The organism is Amycolatopsis sp. WAC 04169 (genome assembly GCF_003947535.1).
Classification (GTDB): domain Bacteria; phylum Actinomycetota; class Actinomycetes; order Mycobacteriales; family Pseudonocardiaceae; genus Amycolatopsis; species Amycolatopsis keratiniphila.
Genome location: NZ_QHJI01000002.1, coordinates 342392 through 366317, shown reverse-complemented (window position 1 = coordinate 366317; position 23926 = coordinate 342392). Strand labels below are relative to the sequence as shown.

Below are 23926 nucleotides of genomic sequence, written 5' to 3'. Positions count from 1 at the left end.
TCGGCCGGGAACCTGACCGACCGGCTGGGCTGAAGGCTCCTTTCGTCGCATCAGACGCGGTGAAGGGAGCCATCAGACCACTGGGGCACCACGCATGACCGCCGAGCCCTTCGTTCCGGTCACCCGGCCGGCGTGAGGCGTTCCCGCGTCGAGGTCCGGTACTGCCCGGGCGCCTGGTCGCGCGCACGCCGGAACGCCCGGCTGAACGCGTACACCGACGTGTAGCCGACCGACCGGGCGATGGTGTCCACCGTGTCGTCGGTGTCGCGCAGCCGGACCGCGGCCAGGTCCATCCGCCACAGGGTCAGGTAGTCGCCGGGCGTCCGGCCGGTGGTTTCGCGGAAACGGCGGGTCAAGGTGCTGCGCGAGGTCGCCAGTTCCGCCGCGAGCACGTCGGTCGTCCACGGTTTCGCCGGATCCTCGTGGATCTTGGCCAGTGCCACGCTGATCAGCGGGTCGCCGAGGACACCGAGCCAGGTTCCCCGCGTCTCGGCCGGTTTCTCGGTCCGCCAAGCGCGGAGCAGCTGGACCAGAAGGATGTCGACGAGCCGGTTGAGGACGAAGTCGGTGGCGATCTGCGGGCTCGCCAGTTCCCGCGACAGCAGCCGGACGGTGTCGTCCAGCCCGTCGCGGCCGCGGTTCGCGCGGATGTGCACCACCTCCGGCAGGGTGGCGAGCACCTGGGTGGACACCGCCGGGTCGTAGTCGTAGGACGCCCCGAGGACGTGCGTCTCGACCTCCCCAGAGCCGAGGCGCAGCACGCCGCCGCAGTCCCGCGCCTTCTCCGCCGCACTGCACACGTTGGGAATGATCGCGACGTCCGGAGCGCTGCGCAGGGTGTGCTCCGGCCCGTTCGGCAACAGCACCACGTCGCCGGGCATGAGCTGCCGTGGCGGGTGACCGGCCAGTTCCAGCCAGGCCGTCCCGCAGGTGACGGCGTAGAAGGCGGCGCGGGTGATGCCGTGCCAGAGGATGCCCCACGGCCCGGACGCCTCGATGCGTGCTCCGGCTGTTCCCCGGACACCGCCCACGGCGAGCACTTCGGCCAAGAGGTCCATGAGGGCGATGGTAATGCGACAGACGGCTATGTTCCTGGTGTTTTCGAGCATCGATACGGTCACTCTGTGCGTCATACGATCGAGGTCATGACAGAGACGTTCGACTTCGACAAGATCAACCGAAGCGTGATCGCCGAGTTCCGCGAGAAGGGCGGCAAGGCGGGCGGCATGTTCGAGGGCTACCCGCTCGTGCTCGTCCACCACACCGGCGCGAAGTCCGGCACCGAGCGGATCGCGCCGCTCGTCCCGCTCCTCGAGGACGACCGGATCTACATCTTCGCGAGCAAGGGCGGCGCCGACGACAACCCGGCGTGGTTCCACAACCTGGTCGCCAACCCGGACACCAAGGTCGAGCTCGGCACCGAGACCTTTTCCGTCCGCGCACGCGTGCTCACCGGCGCCGAGCGCGACGAGGTCTACGCCAGGCAGTCGGCCCTCATGCCGCAGTTCGCCGAGTACCAGAGCAAGACCAGCCGGGTCATCCCGGTGTTCGAGCTGGAGCGCGTTTAGCCCCTCGTGAGTGGTGCGGACGGTTCTAACGACCTATCAAGCTCCGAGGTCATCGTCGGCACCTGGATGCCGAGCAGTCAACTCGGACCGGTCAGGTGATACGAGTGGGGAGGATTTGGGACGCTCAACGTCCCAAATCCTCCCCACTCGACCGTGTCACGGAGAGATTCCTGTACCGGTCCGCTCCAACCGTCCTCACCACTCACGAGCCCCACGCCGATCCGGCGCTTTTGTCGGGCCCCGGTGATAGAACCGATCCGTGACCCCCAAGATCGGCACCGCGCAGCTCCGCGCCCGCCTCGCGACGCGTCATCGCCTCACCACGCCCGCCGAGTCGGTGCTCGCCGCCGCGGACGCGGTCGTCGCGCTGCACGCCACGGATCCGGCGTCGGTGCACCTCTCGGCGTGGGCGCGCGTGAAGGGCGACGGCGTCGCCGAACTGGAGAGCGCGCTCTACGAGGAGCGCACGCTGATCCGGATGCTCGGCATGCGCCGCACGGTCTTCGTCCTCGGGCACGAGAACGCGGCGCTCGTCCAGGCCGCGTGTTCCGCCGACATCGCCAAGAAGCAGCGCCGCCTGCTCGAACAGCACCTCGGCACGCAGGGCCATCCGGAGAACGTGCCGGAGCCGGAACGCTGGCTCGCCGAGGTCGAGGACGCGACGGAGCGCGCGCTGAAGGCCCGCGGTTCCGCCACGGCGCAGGAGCTCTCCCATGACGAGCCGCGCCTGAAGCAGCAACTCCTGATGGCGAAGGGAAAGCCGTACGAGGCGATCGCCAACGTCACCAGCCGCGTCCTGTTCCAGCTCGCGGTCGACGGCCGCATCGTGCGCGGCCGCCCGCGCGGCAGCTGGATCAGCAGCCAGTACTACTGGGCGCCGATGGCGGGCTGGCTGCCGCAGGGCCTCGCCGGCTGGGACGCCGACGCAGCCAGGGTCGAGCTCGCCCGAAGGTGGCTCTACGCCTACGGGCCCGCCCCGATCGCGGATCTCCGTTGGTGGACGGGCTGGACGATCGGCCAGACGAAGAAGGCACTCGCGGAGATTCAGCCGGTCGAGGTCGATCTCGACGGTGTCCCCGGCGTGGTGCTCGCCGACGATCTGGAGCCGGTGGCCGAGCCCGAACCCTGGGTCGCCCTGCTCCCGTCCCTCGACCCCACGGCGATGGGATGGATCGAGCACGACTGGTACCTCGGCCCGCACAAGGCGCCGCTGTTCGACGGCACCGGCAACATCGGGCCCACCGTCTGGGCCGACGGCCGCATCGTCGGCGGCTGGGCGCAGCGGCCGGACGGCGAGGTCGTCCATCACCTCCTGGAGGACGTGGGCGCGGACGTCGAACGGGCCGTCGAGGCGGAGGCGAACCACCTGGCCGAGTGGTTCGGGAAGGTGCGAGTCACGCCACGCATGCGCACGCCGCTGGAGCGACGGCTAGCACAGTGAAGCTGAGAGTTTTCCCAAGACGTCCTGGTAGCGACGCACTTAATCGATTCTTGACCTGACCCACCGAGTGGTGGAAGTCTCGTCAGGGCAAAGAGGGTGGCCCGAGCACGCACGCTAGGGTTGCGCCCGAGTAAAGGACATCTTACCGGGGCTATCCCGGACGAGTCTCAAGGGAGTGGCAGCAGTGACGGTTCGCGTAGGTGTCAACGGCTTCGGCCGCATCGGCCGCAACTTCTTCCGGGCCGTGCAGGCCGCCGGTCACGACATCGAGGTGGTCGCGTTCAACGACCTCGGCGACGTCGCCACCATGGCCCACCTGCTGAAGTACGACTCCATCCTCGGCCGTTTCCCGGGCGAGGTCAGCGTCAGCGACGAGGGCATCGTCGTCGACGGCAAGACGATCAAGGCCCTCGCCGAGCGCGACCCGGCCAACCTGCCCTGGGGCGACCTCGGCGTGGACGTCGTCGTCGAGTCGACCGGGTTCTTCACCAACGGCGACGCCGCCAAGGCGCACATCGCCGGTGGCGCCAAGAAGGTCATCATCTCCGCGCCCGCCAAGGGCGAGGACCTGACCGTGGTGCTGGGCGTCAACGACGACAAGTACGACGGTTCGCAGACCATCATCTCGAACGCGTCCTGCACCACCAACTGCCTCGGCCCGCTGGCCAAGGTCCTCAACGACGCCTTCGGCATCGAGCAGGGCCTGATGACCACGATCCACGCGTACACGCAGGACCAGAACCTGCAGGACGCCCCGCACAAGGACCTGCGCCGCGCCCGCGCCGCCGCGCTGTCCATGGTCCCGACCTCGACCGGCGCCGCCAAGGCCATCGGCCTGGTCCTGCCGGAGCTCAACGGCAAGCTCGACGGCTACGCGGTCCGCGTCCCGGTCCCGACCGGTTCGGCCACCGACCTCACCGTCACGCTCGCCAAGAGCGCGACCATCGAGGAGATCAACGCCGCGTACAAGGCCGCCGCCGAGGGCCCCCTGGCCGGCATCCTGCGCTACAGCGACGACCCGATCGTCTCGGCCGACATCGTCACCGACCCGGCCTCCTGCATCTACGACGCGCCGCTGACCAAGGTCATCGGCAACCAGGTCAAGGTCGTCGGCTGGTACGACAACGAGTGGGGCTACTCCAACCGCCTCGCCGACCTCGTCAAGCTCGTCGGCACCAAGCTCTCCTGAGCCATGGCGCTGAAGAACCTCGAAGACCTGCTGGGCGAGGACGTCTCAGGCCGGTACGTACTCGTACGGGCGGACCTGAACGTCCCGCTCGGCAGCTCTGATGGCGGCGGCCCGCAAGCGACCGCCGCGGAGACCATCACCGACGACGGCCGCGTCCGCGCGGCCCTGCCGACCCTCAAGCGGCTCGCCGAGGCGGGCGCGAAGGTGGTCGTCACGGCGCACCTCGGCCGTCCCAAGGGCGAGCCGGACCCGAAGTTCTCGCTCGCGCCCGTCGCCGCGAAGCTCACCGAGCTGCTCGGCGTCGACGTCCCGCTGGCGGGTGACCTCGTCGGCGAGTCCGCCAAGGCCACCGTCGCCGGCCTGACCGACGGCCAGGTGGCCCTGCTGGAGAACGTGCGCTTCGACGCGCGCGAGACCAGCAAGGTCGAGGCCGAGCGTCAGGAGCTGGCCGCCGAGCTCGCCGCGCTCGTCCCGGGCGGCGCGTTCGTCTCCGACGGTTTCGGTGTCGTGCACCGCAAGCAGGCCTCGGTCTACGAGATCGCGCGGGCGCTTCCGGCGTACGCGGGCGGCCTCGTGCTGGCCGAGGTCGACGTCCTCAAGAAACTCACCGAGGACCTCGCGCGGCCGTACGTCGTCGTCCTCGGCGGCGCGAAGGTGTCGGACAAGCTGGGCGTCATCGCCAACCTGCTGACCAAGGTCGACAGGCTCCTCATCGGCGGCGGCATGGCGTACACCTTCCTCAAGGCCCAGGGCCACGAGGTCGGGAACTCGCTGCTGCAGGAGGACCAGCTGGAGCAGGTCCGCGGCTTCCTCGCCGAGGCGGAGAAGCGCGGCGTCGAGCTGATCCTGCCGGTGGACGTCCTCGCCGCGACGGGCTTCGCGGCCGACGCGGAGTTCGACGTCGTCGACGCGACGGCCATCCCGGCCGGCCGCATGGGGCTCGACATCGGCCCGAAGTCGCGTGAGCTGTTCGCGGGCAAGCTGGCCGACGCGGCGACCGTGTTCTGGAACGGCCCGATGGGCGTGTTCGAGTTCGAGTCCTTCGCCGGCGGCACCCGTGCCGTGGCCGAGGCGCTGGTCAAGAGCGACGCCTTCACCGTGGTCGGCGGTGGCGACTCCGCCGCGGCCGTGCGGCAGCTCGGCCTGCCGGAGGACGGCTTCTCGCACATCTCGACCGGCGGCGGCGCGTCGCTGGAGTACCTGGAGGGCAAGGAACTGCCCGGAGTCGCTGTGCTGGGAGAGAACGACTAGTGGCGCGCAAACCGCTCATCGCCGGCAACTGGAAGATGAACCAGAACCACCTCGAAGCCATCGCGCTGGTTCAGAAGATCGCCTTCGCCCTGCCGGAGAAGTACTACGCGAAGGTCGACGTCGCGGTCCTGCCGCCGTTCACCGACATCCGCAGCGTCCAGACGCTGACCGACGGCGACAAGCTGTCGCTCACCTACGGCGCACAGGACCTGTCGCCGCACGACTCCGGTGCCTACACCGGTGACGTGTCGGGCCCGATGCTGGCGAAGCTGGGCTGCAGCTTCGTCACCGTCGGGCACTCGGAGCGGCGTGAGTACCACGGCGAGTCCGACGAACTGGTGAACAAGAAGGTCAAGGCCGCGCTCAAGCACGGCATCACGCCGATCCTGTGCGTGGGGGAGAAGCTCGAGGTCCGCGAGGCAGGGGAGCACATCACCCACACCACGACCCAGCTGGTCGAGGGCCTCAAGGGGCTCAAAGCCGAGCAGGTCAAGGACGTCGTCGTCGCCTACGAGCCGGTCTGGGCGATCGGGACCGGCAAGGTCGCGACCCCGCAGGACGCCGAGGAGGTGTGCGGAGCCATCCGTGCCACCCTCGCCGAGAAGTACCGTGCCGAGGTCGCGTCCTCGGTCCGCGTGCTCTACGGCGGCTCGGCCAAGGCCAACAACATCAGTGACCTCGTCGCCTGCGAGAACATCGATGGTGCGCTCGTCGGTGGTGCCAGCCTGGATGGTGACGAGTTCACCAAACTCTGCGCACTCGCCGCGGGCGGGCCCCTGCCCTGATCGGGGCACCTACCGGGTAACCTGGGTATCCGGTCCGTCACACAGCAGTGGACGAGTCCAGGAGTACGGTGTGTTCTGGCGGTCAAGAGCCGCTGGTGGCACACCGTTTTCCTGCATTCTCCAAGAGCGCAGAGGATGACATGAAGCTGTTCCTGCAAATCCTGTTGATCGCCTCCAGCGTGCTGCTGGTGGTCGCCGTGTTGCTGCACCGCGGCCGTGGTGGCGGTCTGTCTTCGCTGTTCGGTGGCGGTATGCAGTCGAGCCTCTCGGGCTCGAGCGTGGCCGAGAAGAACCTCGACCGGATCACGCTGCTGCTGGGCGCGGTGTGGCTGATCAGCATCATCGGCCTCGGGCTCCTGCTCAAGGTCTGATCGATCCAGGTGTTTCGGCGTGCCTATGGGGGGCGCGCCGCCGATCCCTATAGGTGTGAGGATTCATGGTTGGCGGTAACGCGATTCGGGGCACCCGTGTGGGTGCCGGGCCTTCGGGCGAATCGGAGCGGGGTGAGTCGGCGCCGCGGCGCCGGATTTCCTACTGGTGTGCCAACGGGCACGAGGCACAGCCCTCGTTCTCGATGGACGCCGAGATTCCCGACGAGTGGGACTGCCCGCGTTGCGGGCTCCCCGGTGGGCAGGACGAGAAGAACCCTCCTGCCGCGCCGCGGACCGAGCCTTACAAGACTCACCTCGCGTACGTGAAGGAACGGCGTTCCGACGCCGACGGCGAGGCCATCCTCGCCGAGGCGCTGGAGCGGTTGCGCCAGCGCCGGGAGATCTAGCCTCCGCTCACCGGTCGAGCGGGTACCGGGCACGCACCCGGAACCCGCCGTCCTCGGTGTCGGCGGTCTCGAAGCTCCCACCCAGCAGTCGAGCGCGTTCGGCCAGCCCGGTCAGCCCGTGTCCTCCCGAGGGCAGGGCCGCACCGGGGGTCCGAGCGCGCTCGTTGCGTATTTCGACCTTGAGCGAACCGTGCTCGCCCTGGATCCGGATGGTCGCGGTGGCGCCGGGTGCGTGCTTGTGCACGTTGGTCAGGCATTCCTGCACGGTCCGGTAGGCCGCCGCCGAAACCTGGCTGGGCAGCAGGTCGGGGATCCGCTCCACGGTGAGGTGCACCGGGACGTCCGAGCCGCGGATCAGCCGGTCGAGTTCGTTGATCCCCGGCCGCGGCCCGTCGTCTTCGGAGCCCGAGCGGAGCACGCTCACGAGTGAGCGCAGTTCTTCGAGGGTCTTGGTGCTCAGCTTCCGGATGACCTGCGCGGTTTCGAGCGACCGGGCGTCGGTGGTCTGTGCCTGCAGCGCGCCTGCCTGCATCGCGATCAGCGTGATCTGGTGCGAGACGACGTCGTGCATCTCCCGCGCGAGGCGGGCGCGTTCCTCCGCGCGGACGGCGTCGGCGTGGAACCGGCGCTCGCGGTCGCGGCTGGCGGCGAGTTCGGACAGCTTCTGCGAGATCTCGGTCCGCGCTCCGATGAGCAGGCCGATGGCCACCGGCATGCCGGCGACGATGACGCCGTAGATGCCGTCCAGGACGTGTTCGCGCCAGCTGAGCTCGACGAAGTCGGCCAGCGGCCACTGCACGAACCGGCAGGTGAAGACGAGCGCGAACCCGGTCCAGGTCTGCCAGTGCATCTGTTTGCGGGTGGCGAGGAAGCCGAGCGCGATCATCGCGGCCAGCTGCGACCAGCCCGCCAGGAAGCCGGGGACGGTGACGATCACCGCGAGGAACGGCAGCTTGCGCCGGAAGGCGAGGCCGAGGCACGCGGCGCCGGACAGGTAGATCGAGTACGGCTGGGCCTTCTCGGGGATCACCAGCCAGACGTCGAGCGCGGCCAGGAAGATCGCGAGCGTGTCGATGCCCAGCGCGACCAGCGCCGGACGTTTGATCTTGGCGAACGACATGACCCCGGCGGCACGGCGCATCCGGTCGGCGGCCTCCGCTCCGGAGCCGCCCACCGAGATACCTGGCATCGAGAGACCCTCTGTGCTCATCGCTGGCGACCTCACTCGTCTTGTGGACTTGAATGGTGAGACGTGTTCTTCGCCCGATCGGGACGCGCAGGAACGAACAAATGTGCGGATGCTAACGGGTGGATGTACAAGGGCGGTAAGTTTCCCCCAGTCGGGCTAGCGACTGGTCGGTCACTGTCCGTTCTGCGGACAAGTGCATGAACGTTCGGTCGGTCAAGGCGCGGACCGGACCACCCGGGCTCGGTGGTCCGTTGATCGTTCGGACGCGCGAACGGACCGTTTCTGATGCCGAAGCCGGCAAGAGTTGATCTTTGTCACTTTCCGCCCCCAGACGGTTACAGAAGACGTGATGCCGTGAACGCCTCCTTCACTACCTTCAGCGTAGGGAAGGAGGCCTTCACGGACTTCCGCCATGGGGGTGTCACCGCCGCATCCCGTGATCACGCGAGTTACGGGCACGTCGCCGGAAGCGCGTGAAGGCCCCCTTCCCTCGGCTCAGCCGAGGGAAGGGGGCCTTCACGCGCGAAAAGGCGTCAGCCCGTAGGGGGCTGGTAGACCTTCGTGAGTTTCGAGGCGGAGCCTCGGTCCAGCAGCCAGAGCGTGCGGCGCGAGCCGCGTGCCCCGGCGACCGGGATCTCGACCTCGCCCGCACCGGCCAGCGCCTGCGCGACGGCGTCGGCCTTGGCGTCGCCGCCGGTGACCAGCCAGATGTCCTGCGCGCGACGGATCGCGGGCAGGGTCAGCGAGATCCGGGTCGGCGGCGGCTTGGGGCAGTCCCGCACCGCGACGACCGAGCGTTCCTTCTCGTGCACCGCCGGGCTGTCCGGGAAGATCGAGGCGGTGTGCCCCTCCCCGCCGAGGCCCAGCAGCATGATGTCGAACGCCGGGACCTCAGGGGTCAGGATCTCCGCGTACGCGGCGGCCGCCGCGTCGACGTCGTCGCCGAACTCGCCGTCCGAAGGTGCCATGGCGTGCACCCGATCCGGGTCGAGCGGGACGTGGTCGAGCAGCGCCTCACGGGCCTGCTTCTCGTTGCGCTCGTCCGAATCCGGCGGGACGAAGCGCTCGTCTCCCCAGTAGACGTCCAGCCGCGACCAGTCGATGGCGTCGCGGGCACTGGAGTCACGAAGCTCCCGCAGGATCGCGATCCCGGTGCCGCCGCCGGTGAGCACCACCGAAGCGGAGCCCTTGGCGGCCTGGACGTCCACGAGCCGGGTGACCAACCTGGCCGCCGCGGCGGCGGCCAGGAGGTCCGGGTTCTCGTAGACGACGACCTCGGTCTTGCTCATGAGGCGCTCTTCGCGGTCTTGGCGGCCGGAGCCTTTTTCGCCGCCGGAGCCGCCTTCTTCGCCGGAGCAGGCTTCGCGGTACCCGACGAGATCTTGCCGAGCCCGTTCAGCGACGCCTCGTAGACCTCGTCCGGGTCGAGCCGCCGCAGCTCCTCGATCAGGCAGTCCTTGTTGTCCCGTCGCTGCAGGGCGATCCGGCGCGTCGGCTGGCCCGGCTGGGTCAGCATGCCGACCCGCCCGTCCGGCCGGTGCAGTTCCACCGGACCGGAACGCCGGTCCAGCGTCACCGAGATGATGCCCGCGGCACCGCTGCTCTTGACCCGCTTCACCGGCACCTTGAGGTACTCGGCCAGCCAGCCGGCGAGCAGTTCGGTCGACGGCGAGTCCGCCTCGCCGGTCACCGTCGCGCCGGTGACCTTCTCGTACGGCGGGAGGTCCAAAGCGGACACCAGCTGCGCGCGCCACCGGGTCAACCGGGTCCACGCCAGGTCGGTGTCACCCTCCACATAGGACTTCGCCCGCGTGGTGAGTGCCCTTATGGGCGCCTTTTCCGCCGCCGAGTCGGTGATCCGGCGCTGCGCCAGCTCACCGAGCGGGTCCTTGGCCGGAGCCTTCGGACCGGTGCCGGGCCACCAGGTGACGATCGGCGCGTCCGGCAGCAGCAACGGCACGACCGCGCTCTGCCCCTGCGAGGCGAGCGGGCCGTAGAGCCGCAGGACGATGACCTCGCTCGCGCCGGCGTCGCCGCCGACCCGGATCTGGCCGTCGATCCGCGGTGCCGCGGTCCGCGCGCCCTTGGCCACCACGATCACCCGCGAGGGGTGCTCCCGGCTGGCCTCGTTGGCGGCCTCGATCGCCTCTTCGAGTTTGTCGTCGTCGTCGGCCACTATGACCAGCGTCAGCACCCGGCCGAGCGCGACCTGCCCGCCCTGTTCGCGGATCTCGACGAGTTTCTTGTTCAGCTGCGACGTCGTGGTCGACGGCAGGTCGATGATCACGGACGCCTCCAGTTCCGGCCGGTACGTTCCAGCATTTCGTCCGCGGACGGCGGTCCCCACGAACCGGGCGGATACGCCTCGGGCGCACCCTTCTTGGCCCAGTGGTCGAGGATCGGGTCCAGGATCTCCCAGGACAGCTCGACCTCTTCGTTCACCGGGAACAGCGACGGTTCGCCGAGCAGCACGTCCAGGATGAGCCGCTCGTAGGCCTCCGGGGACGACTCGGTGAAGGCGTGCCCGTACCCGAAGTCCATCGTGACGTCGCGGACCTCCATCGTGGTCCCCGGCACCTTCGACCCGAACCGCAGCGTGATGCCCTCGTCGGGCTGCACCCGGATCACCAGCGCGTTCTGGCCCAGTTCCTCGGTCGAGGTGGAGTCGAACGGCAGATGCGGCGCCCGCTTGAACACCACGGCGATCTCGGTGACCCGGCGGCCCAGCCGCTTGCCGGTGCGCAGGTAGAACGGCACGCCCGCCCAGCGGCGGTTCTGCACCTCCAGCGTCACCGCGGCGTAGGTCTCGGTGGTCGAGTCCTTCGCGAAACCGCCTTCCTGCAGCAGGCCCGGCACCTTCATGCCGCCCTGCCAGCCGCCCGCGTACTGCCCGCGCGCGGTGGTCTCGTCGAACGGTGCCAGCGGCTTGGTCGCCGAGAGCACCTTGACCTTCTCCGCGCGGAGAGCGCGCGGAGCGAACGAGACCGGCTCCTCCATCGCGGTCAGCGCGAGGAGCTGCAACAGGTGGTTCTGGATGACGTCGCGTGCGGCGCCGATGCCGTCGTAGTACCCCGCGCGGCCGCCGAGACCGATGTCCTCGGCCATGGTGATCTGCACGTGGTCGACGTAGTTGGCGTTCCAGATCGGCTCGAACAGCTGGTTCGCGAAGCGCAGCGCCAGCAGGTTCTGCACCGTCTCCTTGCCGAGGTAGTGGTCGATGCGGAACACCGACTCCTCGGGGAAGACGTCGTTCACGATCTCGTTGAGCTCCTTGGCGCTCTTGAGATCGCGGCCGAACGGCTTCTCGATGACGACGCGGCGCCAGGTGTCCTCGCTCGCCTCGGCGAGGCCGGAGCGGGCGAGCTGCTTGGTCACCACCGGGAACGCGCTCGGCGGGATCGACAGGTAGAACGCGGTGTTGCCCCCGGTGCCGCGCTCGGCGTCGAGGTCCTTGACCGTCTGCGCGAGCCTGTCGAAGGCGTCGTCGTCGTCGAAGGTGCCCTGTACGAACCGGATGCCTTCGGCGAGCCGGTTCCACACCGACTCCTTGAACGGCGTCCGCGCGTGCTCCTTGACCGAGTCGTGCACGAGCTCGCCGAAGTCCTGGTGCTCCCAGTCCCGGCGGGCGAACCCGACGAGCGAGAACCCGGCGGGCAGCAGGCCGCGGTGGGCGAGGTCGTAGATCGCCGGCATCAGCTTCTTGCGGGCGAGGTCACCGGTGACGCCGAAGATCACCAGGCTGGACGGCCCGGCGATCCGCGGCAGCCGCTTGTCGCGCGGGTCGCGCAGCGGGTTGTTCCAGGCTCGTGTCACTCGCCGGCCTCCTGTACCGCGCGGACCAGTCCGGCCAGGCCGGCGGCCCGGTCGGTGAGGTGCAGGCGCAGCACCGGACGGCCGTGCTCGGCGAGCACCTGGCCGTCACCCAGCGCCTGCGCGTGCTGCAGGACGCCGAGGGTGTACGGCCGGTCCGGAACGTCGAGATCGTCCTCGACGGCGCCGGTGATCTGCAGGAAGACACCGTTCTGGTGCCCGCCCTTGTGGTACTGCCCGGTCGAGTGCAGGAACCGCGGCCCCCACCCGAAGGTGGTCTGCCGTCCGGTCCGCTTGGCGATCTCGCCGCGCAGGACCGCCGTCGACGCGTCGTCGAGCCGGTCGAGGTACGCCTGCACCGCGATGTAGCCGGTTTCCGGCGCGGAATCGAAGAAAGCCCGCAGGATGTCCGCGAGCTTCCCGTCCGTGACGACGCCTTCCGAGCCGAACACCTCGACCGCGCCGTCCACAGTGGACGGCTCTTCGCCGCCCTTGAGCTTGTCCGGGTTGTCGAGCAGCGACCGCGCGGCCTTCTTGGCGGCCTCGACGTCGGGCTGGTCGAACGGGTTGATCCCGAGCAGCCGTCCGACGAGCGCGGTGGCGAACTCCCACAGCAGGAATTGCGCGCCGAGCGAGCCGGTCACCGAGATCTTGGCCGCGCCTTCCGCCGCGCCGACGGCCACCGGGGTGGCGTCGCCCTTGGCGTCGGCGAAACCGGGGGAGTCCGGGCCTTCGACGGCGACCGGCAGGAGACCGGTGCCCTGCTTGCCGGTGGACTCGGCGATCAGCTGCTCCGCCCAGTCGGCGAAGCCCTTGATACCCGATCCCGTGTCGGCGATGACGACCTTCTCGGCGCCCTTTTCGTGCGCCGCGCCCCACGCCGCCGCGAGCTTGACCGCGGGGTTGCCGACGGAGTCGGCGGCCAGCTCGTCGGCCACCGAAGCGGCCTGGTCGAGCAGGCGGGCGACGTCCGCGCCGGCGAGCCCGGCCGGGACGAGCCCGAACGCGGTCAGCGCCGAGTAGCGGCCGCCGACGTTCGGGTCGGCGAGGAAGACCTTGCGGTAACCCTCCTTTTCGGACAGTTCGGCGAACGGCGAGCCGGGGTCGGTGACGACCACGATCCGCCGGGCCGCGTCGATGCCCGCGTCGGCGAAGGCCTTCGCGAAGATCCGGCGGTGGCTGTCGGTCTCGACGGTGCCGCCGGATTTCGACGACACGACGATCACCGTGCGCTCCAGGTCACCGGCGAGCGCGTCGGCGACCTGACCCGGGTCGGTGGTGTCGAGGACCGTCAGCGGGACGCCGTCGGTCGCGGTGATGACCTCGGGGGCCAGCGACGAACCGCCCATGCCCGCGAGGACGACGCGGTCGACGCCCTCGGAACGCAGGTCGGTCCGCAGTGCCTCGATCTCGCCGATCAACGGCCGCGAGGACTTGTGCAGCGTCGTCCACGAGAGACGGATCGACGCTTCGGACTCGGCTTCGGGACCCCACAGTGTGGCGTCCTGGGACGCCAGTTTCGATGCGACCTGGTCGGCGACGAGCCGCTCCGCGAACGGAGCGGCTTCGCCGGCCAGGGCGGCGTCGACGATTTCGACGCCGGTCGTTTCCCCTGCCATGGTCCAGATCAGTCCTTCGCCTTTTCCAGCTGTCCGGTGACGGTCTCGAGAAGCTCGGTCCACGACTTCTCGAACTTCTCGACGCCCTCGTTCTCCAGCGTCAGGAACACGTCGTCGATGTCGATGCCGACCACACGCAGCTTGTCGAAGACGACCTGCGCGTCGGGGCCCTTGCCGGTCACCGTGTCACCGGTGATCTCGGCGTGGTCGCCCGCGGCGTCGAGGGTCTTCTCCGGCATCGTGTTGACCGTGTCCTTGACGACGAGCTGGTCCACGTAGCGGGTGTCGGAGTACTGCGGGTCCTTCACGCCGGTGGAGGCCCACAGCGGACGCTGCGGGTTCGCGCCCGCCTCGGCGAGCGCCTTCCAGCGGTCCGAAGCGAACAGCTCCTCGAACGCCGCGTACGCGAGCCGCGCGTTGGCGATCGCTGCCTCACCGCGCAGCGCGGTGGCGGAGTCGGTGCCGATGGCGTCGAGGCGCTTGTCGATCTCGGTGTCCACACGGGACACGAAGAACGACGCGACCGAGTGGATGCCCTTGAGGTCGTGGCCGTTGGCCTTCGCCTGCTCCAGACCGGCGAAGTACGCCTCGATGACCGCCCGGTACCGCTCGACCGAGAAGATCAGCGTGACGTTGACGCTGATGCCTTCGGCGAGGGTCTTGGTGATCGCGGGGAGACCCTCTTCGGTGGCCGGGATCTTGATCAGCACGTTCGGCCGGTCCACGGTCTTCCACAGGTCCTGCGCCTCGGCCACCGTCTTGTCGGAGTCCTTGGCGAGCCGCGGGTCCACCTCGATGGACACCCGGCCGTCGACCCCGTTCGTGGCGGTGTAGACGTCGCGGAACAGGTCCGCGGCGTTGCGCACGTCGGTGGTGGTCAGCTCCCGGATGGTGGCCTCGACGTCGGCGCCGCGGGCGGCGAGCTCGCGGGTCTGCTCGTCGTACGCCTCGCCCTTCGACATCGCGTTGGCGAAGATCGTCGGGTTCGTGGTCACGCCGACGACGTGCTTGTCGCGGATCAGTTCGGCGAGGTTGCCGGTGTTCAGGCGCTCACGGGACAGGTCGTCGAGCCAGATCGAGACGCCTGCCTCGGACAGCTGAGCGAGCTTGTCGTTGCTCATGCTTTCCCCTTCAGTTCTTGGTGTTGGCGATCGAGCGACGGGCGGCCTCGACGACTGCCTCCGCGGTGAAACCGAACTCACGGAACAGTGTGGCGGCGTCGGCCGACGCACCGAAGTGCTCGATCGAAACGTTCACCCCGGCGTCACCGGTGAAGCGGTGCCACGACTGGGCGACACCGGCCTCCACGGAGACACGTGCCTTGACCGACGGCGGGATGACCGAGTCCTTGTAGGACTGCTCCTGCGCGTCGAACCACTCGACACACGGCATCGAGACGACGCTCGCCGGGATGCCGTCGGCTTCGAGGGTCTTGCGGGCCTCGACGGCCAGCTGGACCTCGGAGCCGGTCGCGATCAGCACGACCTCGGGGCTGCCGTTGGACGCCTCGGCGAGGACGTAACCGCCCCGCTTGACGCCTTCGGCGCTGGTGCCCTCCAGGACCGGCACGTTCTGCCGGGTGAGCGCGAGACCCGACGGGTGGTGGACGTCCTCCAGGACGGCCTTCCACGCGTACGCGGTCTCGTTGGCGTCCGCCGGGCGGACGACGTTGAGGCCGGGGATCGCGCGCAGCGAGGAGAGCTGCTCGATCGGCTGGTGGGTGGGGCCGTCCTCGCCCAGGCCGATCGAGTCGTGCGTCCACACGTAGGTGACCGGCGCCTTCATCAGCGCGGCCAGCCGCACGGGCGGGCGCATGTAGTCGGAGAAGATCAGGAACGTCGCGCCGTAGGGGCGGGTGCCGCCGTGCAGCGCGATGCCGTTGAGGATCGAGCCCATCGCGTGCTCGCGGATGCCGAAGTGCAGCGTCCGGCCGTACGGGCTGGTCTTCCACATGTCGGTGGAAGCCTTCTCCGGGCCGAACGAGTCGGCCCCCTTCATGGTGGTGTTGTTGCTCTCCGCGAGGTCCGCGGAACCGCCCCACAGCTCGGGAAGCGGCTCGGCGAGCGCGTTGAGCACCTCACCGGAGGCCTTGCGGGTCGCGATGCCCTTGGCGTCCGGCTCCCACGTCGGCAGGTTGTCCGCGAAGCCCTCGGGCAGCGAGCGGGTGGCCATCCGGTCCGCGATCTTCTTGCGCTCCGGGTTCGCGGCGCCCCACGCCTCGAACTTCTCCTGCCATTCGGCGCGGGCGGTCTTGCCGCGGTCGACGGCCTGGCGGGTGTGTGCGATGACCTCGTCGTCGACCTGGAAGCTCCGCTCCGGGTCGAAGCCGAGGATCTCCTTGACCGCGGCGACCTCTTCGGCGCCGAGCGCGGCGCCGTGGGCCTTGCCGGTGCCCATCTTCTTCGGCGCCGGGTACCCGATGACGGTCTTCAGCGCGATGAACGACGGGCGCTCGGTCTCGGCCTTCGCGGCCTTGATGGCCTCTTCGATCGCGACGACGTCCTCGCCACCCTCGACGACCTGGGTGTGCCACCCGTAGGCCTCGTAGCGCTTCACGACGTCTTCGGAGAGGGCGATCTTGGTGTCGTCCTCGATCGAGATCTCGTTGTCGTCCCAGAAGACGATCAGGTTGCCCAGCTCCTGGCGGCCGGCGATCGACGAGGCCTCGGCGGTGACGCCCTCTTCGATGTCACCGTCGGAGGCGACGACGTAGATGTAGTGGTCGAAGATGCTCTCGCCCTGCGGGGCGTCCGGGTCCAGCAGGCCGCGCTCGCGGCGGGCCGCCATCGCCATGCCGACCGCGTTGGCCAGGCCCTGTCCAAGCGGGCCGGTGGTGGTCTCGACGCCCTTGGTGTGGCGGTACTCCGGGTGACCCGGGGTCTTCGAGTCCCACTTGCGCAGCTGCTTCAGGTCTTCCAGCTCCAGGCCGAACCCGGCGAGGTACAGCTGGATGTAGAGGGTGAGGCTCGAGTGACCGGCGGAGAGGACGAAGCGGTCACGGGCGGGCCACTCGGGGTCCGCCGGGTCATGACGCAGCGTCCGCTGGAAGAGCGTGTACGCGAGCGGCGCCAGGCTCATCGCGGTGCCGGGGTGACCGCTGCCGCAGTTCTCGACCGCGTCCGCGGCGAGCACCCGCACGGTGTCGACGGCCCGCGTGTCGTTCTCGGTCCAGTCGGCGGGCACGTTGCGCCGGAGGAGTGGGTTCTTCTCGCTGGTAGAGGCGGTTTCGGACACTGAACTCGAACTCCCCGTCATCAGGTTGTGGCTTCTCTTCCCTCGTGGATAGCCCACGTGTACCGCTACTAATCTCAATCGATCCGGAAGGGACGATATTCCTGCTCCGGGCCGTTCGCAGGGGCACGCCGCGAGCTACCGCGGCCAGCCTAATGGTTCGGCCGGTCGAGGACCCGCGATCACCCTCTGGAAACAGCACGTCTACCATCGGGGAAGGGTTCAGAACACGGGATCCGGGGCCGCCACATCACCCGGAAGCCTGGTGGGCCCCGCCCCGAAAACTGACGCAGGGAGTGAAATGTCGTTGGTGAACGCTGCGCACGGACGCAGTGACAGCACCAGCGCCGTACATCCGACCGGTGAACGACCGCACGGTGGCCGGCGAACAATCCGCCAGGTCGTCGGCGCGTACGCCGCCCTCGCGAAGCCCAGGGTGATCGAGCTCCTCCTCGTCACCACGATTCCCGCGATGTTCCTGGCGGGCCGGGAAATCCCGTCCCCGTGGCTGGTCCTCGCGACGCTCGTGGGCGGCACCATGGCCGCCGGCAGCGCCAACGCCTTGAACTGCGTCATCGACGCGGACATCGACAAGGTGATGAACCGCACGAAGCGCCGGCCGCTGGTGAAGGAATCCGTTCCCCGGCGAGGCGCGCTGATCTTCGGTCTCGTGCTCGGCGTCCTGTCGTTCGTCGTGCTCTATTTCACGGTGAACCTGCTGTCGGCGATCCTCGCGATCGTGACGATCCTCTTCTACATCTTCGTCTACACGCTGGTGTTGAAGCGGCGTACGTCACAGAACGTGGTCTGGGGCGGCGCGGCGGGCTGCATGCCGGTCGTCATCGGCTGGGCCGCCGTCACCGGCACCGTCGAGTGGCCCGCGTTCGTGATGTTCGGCGTCATCTTCTTCTGGACCCCGCCGCACACCTGGGCGCTGGGCATGAAGTACCGCGAGGACTACGAGCGCGCCGGCGTGCCGATGCTGCCGGTGGTCGCCACCCCGCAGCACGTGGCGCGGCAGATCGTCATCTACTCGTGGGTGATGGTCGCGTGGACGCTGCTGCTGGTCCCGGTGACGAGCTGGATCTACACGACGTTCGCGATCCTGGCCGGTGGCTGGTTCCTCTTCTACGCGCACAGCCTGAACGCGGCGGTGCGGCGCGGCGAGGAGACCAAGCCGATGTCGCTGTTCCACCGGTCGAACACGTACCTGATGATCGTGTTCGTCGCGCTGGCGGTGGACTCGGCGATCGGGCTTCCCGCCATCGGGCTGCCTTTCTGATCTTGTAGCGCGTGAAGGCCCCCTTGCCTCGGCTGAGCCGAGGGAAGGGGGCCTTCACGCGTGTCGGGCTGGGTGCGGTGCGCGTTCGGTCCAGGTGGCCGTTGGCCGCAGGTCCGTGAAGGCCTCCTTGCCTACCCTGAAGGTAGGGAAGGGGGCCTTCACGGACTGCACGGTCGCCACCCGCGGCTCTGCGACACCACCAGCCCCAGCAGTCACAGCGGATGCGCTGAAGGGGCCCTTCCCTCGGCTCAGCCAAGGAAATTCGGCCTTCAAACCTTCCGCAAGTACATGAAGGTCCCCTTCCTTGCGCCTAGGTACAGGAAGGGGGCCTTCATGTACTTGGGCGAGCGAGTGTGACAGTGGCGTAGTGGGGCGCGTCTCGTGAGTGGCGATTCGGGTCAGAGCCAACCGTGTCCTCTGTACCTACTGGTCCGAAGTCCGTGAAGGCCTCCTTGAGGGACTCTGGGTCCCTCAAGGAGGCCTTCACGGACTGGACACCCCAGGCGCGGGGTGAGCACAGGCATAACTCGCGTGATTGGAGGCGGCACTCGGGGTGTTCCGCCTTCGATCACGTGAGTGCGGCGCCCCAACGTCCTCACCACTCACGACCAACGCGACCAGAAGACCCACTGCAGCCTGGTTTCCCACCTGCTGGCGCGCGTTGCCTGCCCGGGTTACCCGTCGGTACCGTCCGGCGGAGTGACGAGCACAACCGAGCGTCCGGTCTCCGTCCGAGCCCGGCGCGCGACCATGGCAGTCGCCTGCCTCATCGTCTTCACCGCGCAGATGGCGACGACGATCTACCTCCCTTCCCTCCCGCTGATCGAGCGCGACTTCGCGGTCTCGCGCAGTTTCGCGGCGCTCTCTGTGTCGCTGTTCGTCGTCGGCGCGGCGGCTCCGGTGGTGCTGTGGGGCCGGGCGGCCGACCGGCTCGGGCGACGGGCGGCGATGCTGGCGGCTCTCGGCCTGTTCGTCGCATCCAGCGCGGTCCTGATCGTCAACACGTCGCCTGCGTGGCTGCTCGTTCTCCGTGCCCTGCAAGGGATCGGCGCCGGGGGCGCGGCGATCATCGCCCGCATCGTCGTGCGGGACCTCGGCGACGGCGACGCGCTCGCCAAACGCCTCTCGGTGCTGTCCATCGCGTTCGTCACCGCACTCGGCGGCGGCCAGTTCGCCGGCGGGCTGGTCGGCGGCTGGCAGGGCGGGTTCGTGGTGCTGACGGTGGCAGGCGTGCTGTGCGTCCTGGGCACGCTGACGATTCCGCTCCGCGAGAGCCGCGCGGAGAAGACCGGCATGGTCCGGATCTACCTCCGGATCCTCGCCGTCCCGGCGTTCCTGCGGCCGACGATCGCCGCGGGGCTCGGCTTCGCGACGATCGTGCTCCTCCAGGAGGTCGCGCCGTTCGTCTTCCAGCAGCACTTCGGGCTGAGCGCGGACCAGTACGGCGGCCTCGGCCTCCTGTTCGGGCTCGCGTACTTCGCCGGCGCGCTGCTGGTCAACCGGCTGGCCGGACGCAAGGGTTCGCCGTGGCTGATGCGCGCGGGCGCGCTGATCATGACGGGCGCCGGCCTGCTGACGGTCGTCTTGTGGCTCGTGCCCGCGATCCCGCTCACGGCCGCCTTCGTGACGTTCGTCGCGCTGTACTGCGGGACCACCTTCGGTCAGGCCGCGCTCTTCCCGAGCAGCATGGCCGTCGCGGTGAGCGAGGTTCCCGGACACGGCGCCTACGCCGTCGCGTTGTGCGGGTTCGTCGCGCAGTCCATCGCGGGGCTCGCGGCCACTTTTGCCGTCCTGCTCCACGAAAACGTCGTGTGGGCGGGTGTGGCGACCGTCCTGTCCCTGTCGGCCTTCCTCCTGGTCCGGGTGAAAGCGCGGGAATGAGATGATGGCGGGCGCCGTTGTACTTCGTTCGGCCCCTGTCCCACCTCTCGAAAGCAGGCTGCTTTTGTCCGTGTCCCCGGACCGGGAACTCGACGCGCTCGAGCAGGACGTCGCGCTCGAGCAGCAGTACGTCACCACCCTCTACCGCAAGCTCGACACCGAACGCGTCGACGCGCAGCGCAGGCTCGACGAGACGCTGCGCCAGAGCGGCGGCACCCCGCAGGCGCGCACCGAACGCGACGTCGCCACGACGCTCTATACCGACAGGCTGTCCCAGCTGAGCTCCGTCGAGCAGGGCTTGTGCTTCGGCCGCCTCGACTTCCTGCCGGACCACGCGGAGGAGACCACCTACATCGGGCGGCTCGGGCTGTTCGACGAGGACGACGACTACCGTCCGCTGCTGGTCGACTGGCGCGCGCCGGTCGCGCGGCCCTTCTATCTCGCCACCGCGGCTTCACCCGAAGGTGTCCGGCGGCGCCGTCACATCCGGTCGCTGAGCCGGAAGGTCGTCGGCGTCGACGACGAGATCCTCGACCTCTCCGCCGCCGACCAGGGCCAGGACCTCGGGCTCGCGGGCGAGGCGGCGTTGCTGGCCGCGCTGGAGCGCCGCCGCACCGGCGAGATGAGCGACATCGTCGCCACCATCCAGGCCGAGCAGGACCGCATCATCCGCGCGTCGCCGAACGGCGTCCTGGTGGTCCAGGGCGGGCCGGGCACCGGCAAGACCGCCGTCGCGCTGCACCGCGCGGCGTACCTGCTCTACACCCATCGCCAGCAGCTGACCACGCGTGGCGTGCTGGTGGTCGGGCCGAACAGCACGTTCCTGCGCTACATCGGGCAGGTCCTGCCGTCGCTGGGCGAGACCGGGGTGCTGCTGGCCACGATCGGGCAGCTGTACCCCGGCCTGGACGCCGCCGGGCCGGTCACCCGCGAGGCCGCCGAGATCAAGGGCCGTCCGGTGATGGCCGACGTGCTCGCCAACGCGGTTCGCGACCGTCAGCGGGTACCGGAACCGGTGCTGGAGATCGAGTTCGAGCGCGAGATCCTCATGCTCGACCGCAAGACCTGCACCGAGGCGCGGACGCGGGCCCGGCGGTCGCGCCGTCCGCACAACCTCGCCCGGCGGATCTTCGTCTCGGACCTCCTCGACGCGCTGACCAGGCAGGCCGCCCGCAAACTGGGGGAGGACCTGCTCGACGCGCGCGACGTCCAGGACATCCGGGCCGAGGTCGCCGCGGACCGGAACGTGGCCGCCGCGATCAACGGGCTGTGGCCGAAACTCACCCCGGAGATCGTGCTCGACGAGCTGTTCGCCGACCGCGAACGGTTGCGTAGCGCGGCCGGGAAAGCCTTGTCGGACACCGATCGTGAGCATCTCTACAGCCCGACGGACGCGAAGTGGGGCCCGTCGGACGTCCCGTTGCTCGACGAGCTCGCCGAGCTGCTCGGCGAGGACGACACCGAAGCCCGCGCCGAGGCCGCCCGCCGCGAGCGGGAGGACCGCGCCTACGCGGAAGGCGTGCTCGACATCCTCGAACAGGACGAAGAGATCGTCGACGAGGAACTGCTGCGGGTGGGCGACGTCCTCGACGCCGAACTGTTCGCCGAACGCCAGCAGCGCCGCAGCGAGATGACCGCGGCGCAGCGGGCCGCCCAGGACCGGACGTGGACCTTCGGGCACGTGATCGTCGACGAGGCGCAGGAACTGACCGCGATGGACTGGCGGCTGCTGATGCGCCGGTCGCCGAACCGGTCGATGACGCTGGTCGGCGACGTCGCCCAGACCGGCGCGGCCGGTGGGGCGAAGTCGTGGGGAGAGGCGCTTTCGCCGTACGTCGCCGACCGCTGGCGGCTCGAAGAACTGACCGTGAACTACCGGACCCCGGCGGAGATCATGGCCGTCGCGTCCCGGGTGCTCGCCGACGTCAACCCGGAGCTGGAGGCGCCGGTTTCGGTGCGGGAGACGGGTTTCGAGCCTTGGCTGCGCGCGGTGGACCCGGCGGAGCTCACCGCGGAACTGCCCGGTCTCGTCGACGCCGAACTGTCCGCTGTGGACGGTGGGACGGTCGCGGTGCTGTGCCCGACGTCCTTGGTCCCATCGCTTTCGGAAACGCTCGGCGAATCGGGGGACCGGGTGTCGGTGATGCCGGTCGAGCGGGCGAAGGGGCTGGAGTTCGATTCGGTCCTGCTGGTCGCCCCGGACGAGGTCGTCGCCGAGTCGCCGCGCGGGCTCAACGATCTTTATGTGGCCCTGACCAGGGCGACCCGTCGGATGGGCGTAGTGCAGACCGGTGACCTTGTTCCGGCGCTGGAGGGTCTTGGCTAAGGTCGGCCGCATGCGCACATTCGGCAAGATCGTGGTCATCGGCGCGGGCGTCCTCGCCCTGGCGGCCTGTGGCGAGAAACAGAACACCGCAGGTTCGGCCCAGACCTCCGGCGCGGCCCCCGCGTCGCAGGCGTCGTCGGCTCCGGCCGCCCCGAAGGGCAAGGAATGCACGGCCGAGGACGTGAAGACCACCGGGAAGTTCGGCGAGGCGCCGACCATCACCATCCCGGACGACTGCGATCCGCCGAAGAAGCTCATCACCAAGGACCTCGAGCCCGGCACCGGCGAGGGCGCCAAGGCGGGCGCGAACCTGAAGATGAACTATTCGCTGGTCACCTGGTCCAACAAGCAGAAGCTGGACAGCTCGTTCGACCGCGGCGAGCCGTTCGAGCTGACGCTCGGCGCCGGCATGGTCATCAAGGGCTGGGACCAGGGTCTCGAAGGGATCAAGCAGGGCGCGCGGCGGCTGCTGATCATCCCGCCGGACCTCGGCTACGGCCAGGGCGGGAACGGTATCGAGCCGAACGAGACGCTGGTGTTCGTGACCGACGCGGTGAGCGTCCCGACCGACAAGGGCTGAGTCCTCGTGAGTGGTAAGGACGGTTAGAACCGTTGTCATGTCTCGGGAGATGTGTCAAGGGTGTGTCTCGGTAGTTGTGTCATGGTGTAGGTGTGTTGGTCAGGCTGCCTGGGCGATTTTTCCTTGGTATTTCTTGGTTTCGTCCAGGGTTATGTGTCCGAGCGGGTCGCCGTTGGTGGTGTAGGCGGTGACCCGCTCGCCGTGGCGGAGCAGGGTGACGGTGGTGCCGGCGTGTTCGCGGCCGACGCTGATGCGGTAGTCGGCGAGGGCGACGGTGCCGTTGGGCATGACCTTGATCTTGTGGACGGTGGCGTCGTCCTGGCGGGGCAGATCGCCTGGTCCGCCGTGGCTGGCCGCGTGGGTCCAGGCCAGGGCCGGGGTGGTGTTGAGGGCGGAGTGCCGGCGGCGGGTGTTGTAGTGCTCGCGGACCTGGTCCAGGCGGGTTTGCAGCTCGGCGATGGTGGCGGCCGGGTCGGGCCAGCGGTGGTTGAGCAGCCGGGCGGCGGTGCCGTGCAGGCGTTCGACCTTGCCGCAGGTCTGTGGGTGATACGGGCTGGAATGGATTACCCGGCTGCCGTGGGCGGCGGACACGGTTCGGGAGAAAATGCTGGTCAGGGTCTTGTCGCGGGAACGATGCGGATGGGCCCAGGCGGTGCCGTTGTCGGCCAGGATCAGCCCGGGCGGGCCCCAGCCGGTGATGGCGGCGGTGATCGCGGCCAGGGCGGCGGCAGGGGTCTCCGCGGGCGCGACATGGCTGGCGACCCAGACCCGGGAACAGTCGTCGAGCACGTCGATGGCCACCACCACGCTGCCGTCGGCGAGGGTGTGCTCGGTGCCGTCGATCTGATAGCAGTCCCGCGGCCGGGCGTAAGCGAACCGGCGCCACGACGAACGTGGACGCTTCTTCGGGTTCTTCTCCAGCAGGCCGTTGCGGTCCAGGATCCGGTTGATCGTGGCCCGAGCCGGCACCCGCGTCCCCGCCCGGCCAGCCGGGGC

At 69.3% G+C, this 23926-nt stretch carries 20 protein-coding genes; 11 read left to right on the top strand and 9 right to left on the bottom strand.

Annotated elements, in window-relative coordinates; all coding sequences use genetic code 11:
* Positions 1–119: 119 nt before the first annotated feature.
* A complete protein-coding gene (locus DMC61_RS06525; RefSeq protein WP_125687612.1) occupies positions 120–1058 on the bottom strand; it encodes an AraC family transcriptional regulator in 939 nt (312 codons plus the stop codon).
* An 87-nt stretch (positions 1059–1145) separates the two neighbouring features.
* Here DMC61_RS06525 and DMC61_RS06520 point away from each other — a divergent pair, with 87 nt between their 5' ends.
* The 7 genes from DMC61_RS06520 (at position 1146) to DMC61_RS06490 (ending at position 7012) form a co-directional block, all read left to right on the top strand.
* Positions 1146–1568 (top strand): nitroreductase family deazaflavin-dependent oxidoreductase, encoded by a 423-nt coding sequence (locus DMC61_RS06520; protein ID WP_125687610.1) that lies wholly within the window; start codon positions 1146–1148, stop codon positions 1566–1568.
* 259 nt (positions 1569–1827) lie between these two features.
* Positions 1828–3009 carry a winged helix DNA-binding domain-containing protein gene (locus tag DMC61_RS06515; RefSeq protein ID WP_125687608.1) on the top strand — a complete coding sequence of 394 codons (1182 nt, stop codon included), beginning with the start codon at positions 1828–1830 and terminating at the stop codon, positions 3007–3009.
* A gap of 184 nt (positions 3010–3193) precedes the next feature.
* The gene (gene gap, locus DMC61_RS06510) at positions 3194–4198 is read left to right on the top strand and encodes a type I glyceraldehyde-3-phosphate dehydrogenase (protein WP_016333141.1); all 1005 of its coding nucleotides are present in this window, start codon (positions 3194–3196) and stop codon (positions 4196–4198) included.
* 9 nt (positions 4199–4207) lie between these two features.
* On the top strand, positions 4208–5449 hold the full coding sequence (gene pgk, locus DMC61_RS06505) for a phosphoglycerate kinase (protein ID WP_305021958.1): 1242 nt from the start codon (positions 4208–4210) through the stop codon (positions 5447–5449).
* Positions 5449–6234 carry a triose-phosphate isomerase gene (gene tpiA / locus DMC61_RS06500; protein WP_125687604.1) on the top strand — a complete coding sequence of 262 codons (786 nt, stop codon included), beginning with the start codon at positions 5449–5451 and terminating at the stop codon, positions 6232–6234. The genes pgk and tpiA overlap by 1 nt, the downstream gene beginning before the upstream one ends.
* 140 nt (positions 6235–6374) lie before the next feature.
* Entirely contained in the window at positions 6375–6605 is a 231-nt protein-coding gene (gene secG, locus DMC61_RS06495; RefSeq protein WP_016333144.1) for a preprotein translocase subunit SecG, read from the top strand.
* A gap of 65 nt (positions 6606–6670) precedes the next feature.
* Positions 6671–7012, top strand: coding sequence for an RNA polymerase-binding protein RbpA (locus DMC61_RS06490; protein WP_034311760.1), 342 nt, complete (start codon positions 6671–6673; stop codon positions 7010–7012).
* Positions 7013–7019: 7 nt separating this feature from the next.
* On the opposite strand, the gene DMC61_RS06485 is transcribed toward DMC61_RS06490, so the two are convergent.
* The 7 genes from DMC61_RS06485 to tkt form a co-directional block, all read right to left on the bottom strand.
* Entirely contained in the window at positions 7020–8222 is a 1203-nt protein-coding gene (locus DMC61_RS06485) for a sensor histidine kinase (RefSeq protein WP_016333146.1), read from the bottom strand.
* A 512-nt stretch (positions 8223–8734) separates the two neighbouring features.
* On the bottom strand, positions 8735–9490 hold the full coding sequence (gene pgl, locus DMC61_RS06480; RefSeq protein WP_125687602.1) for a 6-phosphogluconolactonase: 756 nt from the start codon (positions 9488–9490) through the stop codon (positions 8735–8737).
* Positions 9487–10488, bottom strand: a complete 1002-nt coding sequence (gene opcA, locus DMC61_RS06475; protein WP_016333148.1) for a glucose-6-phosphate dehydrogenase assembly protein OpcA — start codon at positions 10486–10488, stop codon at positions 9487–9489. The genes pgl and opcA overlap by 4 nt, the downstream gene beginning before the upstream one ends.
* A complete protein-coding gene (gene zwf / locus DMC61_RS06470; RefSeq protein WP_063270998.1) occupies positions 10485–12014 on the bottom strand; it encodes a glucose-6-phosphate dehydrogenase in 1530 nt (509 codons plus the stop codon). Before zwf ends, opcA begins: the two co-directional genes overlap by 4 nt.
* Positions 12011–13630, bottom strand: coding sequence for a glucose-6-phosphate isomerase (locus DMC61_RS06465; RefSeq protein WP_125687600.1), 1620 nt, complete (start codon positions 13628–13630; stop codon positions 12011–12013). The genes zwf and DMC61_RS06465 overlap by 4 nt, the downstream gene beginning before the upstream one ends.
* An 8-nt stretch (positions 13631–13638) precedes the next feature.
* Positions 13639–14751 (bottom strand): transaldolase, encoded by a 1113-nt coding sequence (gene tal, locus DMC61_RS06460; protein ID WP_063270996.1) that lies wholly within the window; start codon positions 14749–14751, stop codon positions 13639–13641.
* A gap of 10 nt (positions 14752–14761) precedes the next feature.
* A complete protein-coding gene (gene tkt / locus DMC61_RS06455; protein ID WP_125687598.1) occupies positions 14762–16864 on the bottom strand; it encodes a transketolase in 2103 nt (700 codons plus the stop codon).
* Between the two features lie 298 nt (positions 16865–17162).
* On the opposite strand from tkt, the gene DMC61_RS06450 reads away from it, so the two are divergent.
* The 4 genes from DMC61_RS06450 to DMC61_RS06435 all read left to right on the top strand — a co-directional run bounded on the left by DMC61_RS06450 (position 17163) and on the right by DMC61_RS06435 (position 22930).
* On the top strand, positions 17163–18143 hold the full coding sequence (locus DMC61_RS06450) for a heme o synthase (RefSeq protein WP_016333153.1): 981 nt from the start codon (positions 17163–17165) through the stop codon (positions 18141–18143).
* A 699-nt stretch (positions 18144–18842) separates the two neighbouring features.
* Positions 18843–20024: an MFS transporter gene (locus tag DMC61_RS06445; RefSeq protein ID WP_233594720.1), complete on the top strand. Its 1182-nt coding sequence runs from the start codon at positions 18843–18845 to the stop codon at positions 20022–20024.
* Between the two features lie 70 nt (positions 20025–20094).
* Positions 20095–22350, top strand: coding sequence for a UvrD-helicase domain-containing protein (locus tag DMC61_RS06440; protein ID WP_125688109.1), 2256 nt, complete (start codon positions 20095–20097; stop codon positions 22348–22350).
* Between the two features lie 10 nt (positions 22351–22360).
* Positions 22361–22930 carry an FKBP-type peptidyl-prolyl cis-trans isomerase gene (locus DMC61_RS06435; RefSeq protein ID WP_016333156.1) on the top strand — a complete coding sequence of 190 codons (570 nt, stop codon included), beginning with the start codon at positions 22361–22363 and terminating at the stop codon, positions 22928–22930.
* Positions 22931–23029: 99 nt separating this feature from the next.
* On the opposite strand, the gene DMC61_RS06430 is transcribed toward DMC61_RS06435, so the two are convergent.
* On the bottom strand, positions 23030–23899 hold the full coding sequence (locus tag DMC61_RS06430) for an integrase core domain-containing protein (RefSeq protein ID WP_199749917.1): 870 nt from the start codon (positions 23897–23899) through the stop codon (positions 23030–23032).
* Positions 23900–23926: the final 27 nt, after the last annotated feature.